A 7,121-nucleotide genomic window follows, 5' to 3' on the forward strand; every position below is an offset into this window, starting at 1 on the left:
TATCATATGTCCATAGGGTATTTTGTCGAAAAATGACGAATCAAAAAAATAGACTCGAAACTTATAAACTATTTATTTAGGAGGAAAAGAATTATGAAATCTACTGGTATCGTTCGTAAAGTTGATGAATTGGGTCGTGTAGTAATTCCAATCGAATTACGCCGTACTTTAGGTATTGCAGAAAAGGATGCTCTTGAAATCTACGTTGATGATGAAAAAATCATCTTAAAGAAATATAAACCAAACATGACTTGCCAAGTAACTGGTGAAGTATCTGATGGTAACCTATCTTTAGCTGAAGGTAAAATTATCTTAAGTAAAGAAGGCGCTGAACAAGTCTTAAACGAACTTCAAGATTATATCGAAACAGCAAAATAAGCTTCTCAATTATGAGAAGCTTATTTTTTATCCACATGATAGATTTGATATACGTCTCGTTTCGACAAATCTCGATCTTTAGCGACTGTTTTTATCGCTTCTTTTGAATTCATACCTTTTTCATTTATATAATGTTCAATATGATTATATACTGAAATAGCTTCCCACCATTGTTCTTCTGGAGTAGGTTCTTCTGTTGAACCTGCTACTAAAATACAAAACTCACCACGAACTTCATTTTGCTTCGTCCACTCAATCGCTTCTTCAATTGTTCCACGAATAAATTCTTCAAATTTTTTCGTTAGCTCACGACATAATACGATTTCCCTATTTCCTAATACTTCTTGCATAGAGATTAAAGTGTCATCTAAACGATGTGGCGCCTCATAAAACATCATTGTAGTTGGAATATAGCGTAGTTTTTCTAATTCAAGCTTACGTCCCTTTTTATTTCTTTGCAGGAAACCATAGAAATAAAAATGTTTTGTCTCAAGTCCTGATGCAATCAATGCTGTAAGGGCTGCATTTGCCCCAGGAAGCGGGATAACATGATATTGTTCTGCTACAGCCTCTACAACGATATCATAACCAGGATCTGAAATACATGGCATACCAGCATCGCTCACAATGGCTACAGTCTTACCTTCTTCTAACTTATCTAAAATTTTCCGTCCACTTACTCCTTTATTATGCTCATGATAACTCATAACTGGTGTTTCAATTTCAAAGTAATTACAAAGTTTCTTCGTTTGCCTTGTATCTTCCGCTGCAATAATGTCTGCCTCTTTTAAAATTCGGATTGCACGAAATGTCATATCCTCTAAATTTCCGATTGGAGTCGGTACTAAATATAAAACTCCCTTTTCATTTTGCTGAAAGCTTTTTTGCTGCCACATAGCGTTCTCCTTTTTGCATATATTCTTCTTTTTTTTTCCTCGTTAACTGCTTAAAGTGATACTCAGCTTGCATAGCCGTTCGTTTATCCTCGTGATCCTCTACATATTTTAAAACAACTGGAAGTCTAGCGCGTGTATATCTAGCACCTTTTCCACTATTATGGGTCTGAATCCGTTTTTCTATATGATTCGTGTATCCAGCATAATAACTTCCATCAGAACACTCCACCACATAAAAACAATGCTTATTCTTCTCCATATAAAATTGAACGAAGCTCCCTTGTATATTCATTGTTTTCTTCATATACAAAAAGAGGTGGTAAGATTTTTAAATCTGCATTCCCATCCTTAATTCCTTCAATTAACAATGTATTCGCTTCTTTACCAGCCTTAGGATAAACAAATCGCACACGTTTCGGTTCAATTTTGTATTTACGCATTAATGTGACGATGTCGAGCAAACGACCTGGACGATGTACAAATGCTACTTTCCCACCCTGTTTCACTAGCTGGCTACTTGCGTATACAACATCTTCTAGTGTGCACATAATTTCATGACGAGCTATCGCTAAATGTTCATTCATATTCTTCTCAGAAGTTTGTGGTGTTTGAAAATAAGGAGGATTACATGTTACAACATCATATTGATGACGTCCAAGTTTCTCCGGCATATCTTTCAAATCTCCATGGATTAAATGAATTCTTTCTTCTAAATTATTGTATTGAACGCTTCTTATTCCCATATCATATAAGCGCTCTTGAATTTCTACACCTGTAATTTTCCCTTTTGTCCTTGTACTTAATAAAAGAGGGATAACTGCGTTACCTGTACACAAATCAAGTAAATTACCTTTTTGAATTGGCACCCAAGCAAAATCTGCAAGTAAAACAGCATCCAAAGAAAAATTAAATACTGATGGACTTTGTATAATCTTCATATCTCGCGCTAATAAGTAATCTAAACGCTCATCTTCATATAAATTCATATATTGCTCCCTTTCTTACACTTAACCTATCCTATTTCATCTTCTATTAATGTAAAAATAAATTTCATTCTACTCTCATGTATAAAAAATTACCTTTCCAATTATATTGGAAAGGTAATCTCACTTTTTATTTAAAAATGACAGACAGAATAAACAATCTCCCTCTTTACGTACACTTCCATAATGTAGATTGCAAATATGAAAACCTTCTTGATATAGTCTCGCTAGATTATCGTAGCCTTCACCAATATCTGTCTTCGCCTTCATTTCTTTGCGTTTTTGAGTTTTTTGTTTTTCCTTGTTCTGCACTTCTTCAAAACGATGTCGCAAATTTTCATTTTCCATTTTTATATGTTGGTTTTCTTCCAATAATTCTGCAAGATGTTGTTTTAATTCCCCCAACTGTTTGTATAAATGTCCAATTTGCTCTTCCATACTAGAAACCGATGCAAAAATATCCTTTTTCTCCACAAGCACCCACCTCATTAATCTGTGGTTTGACTCGAAACGACCCCTTTATTCATTAATTCATCTAACGTATATTCTACTATCCGTTCCTTGTCTACTAGTTCCACTTGAATTAATCTTTCTAAAATATTTAATCCGATAACACGGCCAGTACCGTGCGGTGTTTGTATACGTTGATCTAAATCAGGAAGTTGTTCCTTTGCTGCCTCATATTCATCATTCTCATATTTTAAGCAACACATTAAGCGACCACATAAACCAGAGATTTTTGCAGGATTTAATGATAAATTTTGATCCTTTGCCATTTTAATGGATACAGGTTCAAAATCTCCTAAAAAAGTAGAACAACAAAGCATACGACCACATGGACCAATACCACCAAGCATTTTTGCTTCGTCACGAACGCCGATCTGTCTCAGCTCAATTCTTGTCCTAAAAATTGCCGCTAAGTCTTTCACTAGTTCCCGGAAATCAATCCGGCCATCCGCAGTAAAGTAAAAAATAATCTTATTACGATCGAACGTATACTCTACATCTACAAGCTTCATATCAAGATTATGTTCTCCTACCTTTTGTTGACAAACTTGATATGCTTCTTTCGCAGCATGCCTATTCTCTTCAACAATGGTACGATCATTTTCATTTGCAATACGAATAACTTTTTTTAGCGGTAATACAACGTCATTTTCATCAACTTGCTTTTTGGTAATAACTACTTTTCCGTACTCAATACCTCTTACCGTTTCTACAATTACAAACTCATTTTCTGAGATATCGAACTGATTTGGATCAAAGTAATATACCTTTCCGGCCTTCTTAAAGCGAACACCTACTACATCATACAAAACGGTCATCCCTCCTGCAACCGCAACACTAACTGTTCGAACACAAGCTGCGCATTTACATTAGCGTTGATTCTATTTTTTGCCTCTAATATATTAAAGAGAGCTGATACAATGCGCTTCTGAGCATAAGAAAAGGATTCAAACATCTCTTTCTGCTCATGAAAAACAAGACGATCTTCTTCTCCAAGTTGAACATATAATAAATCCTTATAAATAAGGAGTAACATATCTAAGCCTTGCTGTAATTGTTCTTTCTCTCCAAAGTGCTTCCCCCATTTTTCTTGTACAAAAAAAATAGAGGCCTTATCTTTTTCGAGCGCTTCACATAATTTTATCACTAAAGCTCTCGCTTGTGCAAACCATTCATCATTACACATTAATAAAGCTTCTTCAAAACTATTTGTAAGCTGCGCAGCAAGTGTAGATAAAGAAACTGTAATACCTTCTTCCTCTAACCTCTTAATTAAAGATTCTGTAGGCAACGGCCTAAACGTAACAACTTGACAACGAGATAAGATTGTATTTAAAATCTGATGACTTTGTTCAGTAAGTAAAATAGCTGTTGTATCACTACTTGGTTCTTCTAAAAACTTTAAGAGCGTATTCGCTGCATTTGCTGTCATACGATCTGCATGCTCAATAATATATACTTTTTTATTTGCTTCTAATCCTGTTTTTGAAAACTCTTCTTGTAAATCATGAATTTGCTGTTTTTTAATAGATAATCCATCTGGTTTTACAATATGTAAGTTTGGGTAGTTACCTGAATCAATTCGGCGACAATTCGTACATACATGACAAGGCTCTACACCATTTCTTTGTGAACAGAGAAAACTTTTTGCCATTTGAATTGCTGTGGCGAACTTCCCAGTCCCTTTCCCTCCCTCTAACAAGTAAGCGTGGGATATACGCTCTTTTGCAATGCTATTCATCAACATTTTGACACCGATGGGCTGTATAACAGAAAGCTGCTCCCACGTATTTATCATACTGCATACCTCACTTATTTCATTCTTTCCTTCTATTATAACAATTTATCTTCTATAATCTGAACAACTTCTTCTATAAGTTTTTTCATTGGTTGATCAGCATTTACTAATACAATGCGATTAGAGAAACGCTCTACAACTTGTAAATACCCTTCACGCACACGTTTATGGAAAGAGATATCTTCCATATCTAGTCGATTTACTTCACGTCCTGCATCTTTTCCAATTCGTGCTAAACCTACCTCTGGCTCAATATCTAAATAGATTGTTAAACTAGGCATACAATCTTCCGTTGCGAAACGATTAATTTCAAATACTTTATCCATACCTAAGCCCCTTGCATATCCTTGATATGCTAAAGAGCTATCTATAAAACGATCACATAGTACAAGATAGTTTTCCTCAAGTGCTGGCATAACTTTTTCCACTAAATGTTGTCTACGTGCAGCAGCATATAAGAGCGCCTCTGTATGTGCTTCCATCATCGTATACTCTTGTTTATGTAAAATTGTTCTAATATCTTCAGAAATTGCAATACCACCCGGTTCTCTGGTCGCCATTACCTTTTGTTCCTTTTGCTCAAAATATGGTAATAAACTTTTAATTAATGTTGTTTTACCCGAACCTTCTGGCCCTTCAATTGTTACAAATAATCCCTTCATCCTAAAACCTACTTTCTATATCATACACGTTCATATATTTCGTACTACCTTGAAAACGAGCCCCTGTTTTCTCTAAATGAGTAATTTGCTTTGTATGTTCTTGAGTAATTCTCTCTCCATACATGATCAATGGAATTCCAGGTGGATACGGAATCACCATTTCTGCAGCTATCATACCAACGGCTTCTTCTATAGATACTAACTTCGTTTCGTATCTCTCTAATTGTTTATACGTATACGGTAAAGGGGAAATCTCACCTTTATAAGTATAACGAATTGATGCTGTCTTGTCTTTTACCTTATATTGCTGCATAGCTAATCGAATGATCTCTATAGCTTTCATATACCCCTCATTTACTTGTAACGGTAATATAAGTAGGACGTTATATGGATCTGCCATTTCCGTATATATACCGACTTTTTCAAATACAGACTGTAATTCATACCCCGATAACTGACAGCGAGTTTGCACCGTAACTTTTAATTCATCTTGCGATGGATATTGCAAAATGGCTATTTGTGGGATAGATCGCAATCCTTCTTTAAATCGGCGTAAAAACTCAACGATTTCATCATGACCCTCTTCCTTTATAACTGCTATTGCAAAACGTGCTATATCAAGAGAAGCCATAATTGGATACGATGGGCTACTAGATTGTAGCATACTTAAATAGGAGGAAACTTTTTCTTCGCTCACCAAACGGCTATTTATATGTAAATAAGATCCCATTGTCATCGCAGGTAATGTTTTATGTGCGGAATGAACCACAATATCCGCACCATAAACTAATGCTGACTTCGGGAAGGGGTCCCCTATACAAAAATGCGCCCCATGGGCTTCATCTACTAGAACAGGAATTTTATGTGCATGTGCGTAAGCGATACTTGCCTCTAAATCAATGCCCATACCATAGTAATTAGGATGTGTTAAAATAAGTGCTTTTGCATTTGGATACTTTGTAATTGCCTCCTTAATAACTTCATCACGAACACCTACTGGTACGTTATGTACTTCATCAATCCATGGATTTAAAAAGACCGGATTCGCCCCTGCTAATTTCAAACCATTAATGATCGATTTATGACAATTTCTTTGTACGAGGACAATATCATGTTCGCCGCAGCAAGATAAAATCATTGCTAAATTTCCAACTGTGGAGCCATTAATTAAAAAATAACTTTTGTGCACGCCGTATACTTCAGCTAATAATTGCTGTGCTTCATCTATACATTCAAACGGGCTATGTAAATCATCTAATCCTGTTAACTCTGTTACATCAATTGATAATATGTCCTTAAACCCCCCTGAAGCTTTCTGAGGGAAGTTTAAACCATTCTTATGACCCGGAACATGAAAAGATAGTAGTCGCCTTTCTTTAAATTCCATTAGCGCCTCATATAAAGGCATACGATTTTGATTCATATATATATCTTCCTTATTATTCATTGTGTATCTATTATACAGATATTAGGGCAAAAAAAATAATAGGCATAATGCCTATTTAAAAATATGATACTTCTAATTTTCGCAGTTGTTTTAAATAATGTATATACTTCGGGTCATTTGTCTCAGTATTCACCAGATTTCTTTCGCACTCGTAACATATTAAATTATTATATACATATATTCCTTCCCCTCTTTTTGTCTCACAAACGATGCAAATTTCACTTGGTAATTTCATAATCTTTCCTCCCTTTTTAAATAAACATATTATATACCTCTATTCCTTAACAAATTTCTGGAAAATATACATCAATTTCTTATATAATATGATTTATTCTTGGGCAACGTGTTTGTATTACTTATGTATTCCCTTTACTTCTTTCATGTACCGTTTAAAAACAAAAAAACACAAGTCAAAAGACTTGTGTTTTTATCTTGCTTGGCGACGTCCTA

Annotated in this window: 10 protein-coding genes; 1 reads left to right on the forward strand and 9 read right to left on the reverse strand. The window is 35.0% G+C overall.

The genetic code is table 11. The features are described 5' to 3' along the window. Window positions 1-93 precede the first annotated feature (93 nt). A complete protein-coding gene (abrB, locus tag AB3X49_RS15135; RefSeq protein WP_000843037.1) occupies window positions 94-378 on the forward strand; it encodes a transition state genes transcriptional regulator AbrB in 285 nt (94 codons plus the stop codon). A gap of 20 nt (window positions 379-398) precedes the next feature. On the opposite strand, the gene rsmI is transcribed toward abrB, so the two are convergent. The 9 genes from rsmI to AB3X49_RS15180 all read right to left on the reverse strand — a co-directional run bounded on the left by rsmI (window position 399) and on the right by AB3X49_RS15180 (window position 6,906). Next, window positions 399-1,274: a 16S rRNA (cytidine(1402)-2'-O)-methyltransferase gene (gene rsmI / locus AB3X49_RS15140; protein WP_002143972.1), complete on the reverse strand. Its 876-nt coding sequence runs from the start codon at window positions 1,272-1,274 to the stop codon at window positions 399-401. Next, window positions 1,243-1,533 carry a GIY-YIG nuclease family protein gene (locus tag AB3X49_RS15145; protein ID WP_002130207.1) on the reverse strand — a complete coding sequence of 97 codons (291 nt, stop codon included), beginning with the start codon at window positions 1,531-1,533 and terminating at the stop codon, window positions 1,243-1,245. The genes rsmI and AB3X49_RS15145 overlap by 32 nt, the downstream gene beginning before the upstream one ends. Continuing rightward, on the reverse strand, window positions 1,520-2,260 hold the full coding sequence (locus tag AB3X49_RS15150; protein ID WP_367963095.1) for a tRNA1(Val) (adenine(37)-N6)-methyltransferase: 741 nt from the start codon (window positions 2,258-2,260) through the stop codon (window positions 1,520-1,522). The genes AB3X49_RS15145 and AB3X49_RS15150 overlap by 14 nt, the downstream gene beginning before the upstream one ends. Before the next feature lie 120 nt (window positions 2,261-2,380). Next, a complete protein-coding gene (gene yabA, locus AB3X49_RS15155) occupies window positions 2,381-2,731 on the reverse strand; it encodes a DNA replication initiation control protein YabA (RefSeq protein ID WP_002009639.1) in 351 nt (116 codons plus the stop codon). A 14-nt stretch (window positions 2,732-2,745) separates the two neighbouring features. Continuing rightward, entirely contained in the window at window positions 2,746-3,573 is an 828-nt protein-coding gene (locus tag AB3X49_RS15160; RefSeq protein ID WP_002009637.1) for a PSP1 domain-containing protein, read from the reverse strand. 5 nt (window positions 3,574-3,578) lie between these two features. Next, on the reverse strand, window positions 3,579-4,562 hold the full coding sequence (holB, locus tag AB3X49_RS15165; protein ID WP_113938530.1) for a DNA polymerase III subunit delta': 984 nt from the start codon (window positions 4,560-4,562) through the stop codon (window positions 3,579-3,581). A 35-nt stretch (window positions 4,563-4,597) separates the two neighbouring features. Further along, window positions 4,598-5,224: a dTMP kinase gene (gene tmk / locus AB3X49_RS15170; protein ID WP_367963097.1), complete on the reverse strand. Its 627-nt coding sequence runs from the start codon at window positions 5,222-5,224 to the stop codon at window positions 4,598-4,600. Window position 5,225: 1 nt separating this feature from the next. Then, window positions 5,226-6,647, reverse strand: coding sequence for an aminotransferase class I/II-fold pyridoxal phosphate-dependent enzyme (locus tag AB3X49_RS15175; RefSeq protein ID WP_367963099.1), 1,422 nt, complete (start codon window positions 6,645-6,647; stop codon window positions 5,226-5,228). A gap of 79 nt (window positions 6,648-6,726) precedes the next feature. After that, window positions 6,727-6,906 (reverse strand): sigma factor G inhibitor Gin, encoded by a 180-nt coding sequence (locus tag AB3X49_RS15180; RefSeq protein WP_002091596.1) that lies wholly within the window; start codon window positions 6,904-6,906, stop codon window positions 6,727-6,729. Between the last annotated feature and the right edge of the window lie 215 nt (window positions 6,907-7,121).

The organism is Bacillus sp. C30 (genome assembly GCF_040838255.1).
Lineage (GTDB): Bacteria > Bacillota > Bacilli > Bacillales > Bacillaceae_G > Bacillus_A > Bacillus_A mycoides.

What these genes read in the sequence shown, in the direction of transcription:
- AB3X49_RS15145 (WP_002130207.1), bottom strand. Translation starts at nt 1,533, where the DNA reads ATGGAGAAGAATAAGCATTGTTTTTATGTGGTGGAGTGTTCTGATGGA.
- holB (WP_113938530.1), bottom strand. Translation starts at nt 4,562, where the DNA reads ATGATAAATACGTGGGAGCAGCTTTCTGTTATACAGCCCATCGGTGTC.
- abrB (WP_000843037.1), top strand. Translation starts at nt 94, where the DNA reads ATGAAATCTACTGGTATCGTTCGTAAAGTTGATGAATTGGGTCGTGTA.
- tmk (WP_367963097.1), bottom strand. Translation starts at nt 5,224, where the DNA reads ATGAAGGGATTATTTGTAACAATTGAAGGGCCAGAAGGTTCGGGTAAA.
- AB3X49_RS15175 (WP_367963099.1), bottom strand. Translation starts at nt 6,647, where the DNA reads ATGAATCAAAATCGTATGCCTTTATATGAGGCGCTAATGGAATTTAAA.
- AB3X49_RS15150 (WP_367963095.1), bottom strand. Translation starts at nt 2,260, where the DNA reads ATGAATTTATATGAAGATGAGCGTTTAGATTACTTATTAGCGCGAGAT.
- AB3X49_RS15180 (WP_002091596.1), bottom strand. Translation starts at nt 6,906, where the DNA reads ATGAAATTACCAAGTGAAATTTGCATCGTTTGTGAGACAAAAAGAGGG.
- rsmI (WP_002143972.1), bottom strand. Translation starts at nt 1,274, where the DNA reads ATGTGGCAGCAAAAAAGCTTTCAGCAAAATGAAAAGGGAGTTTTATAT.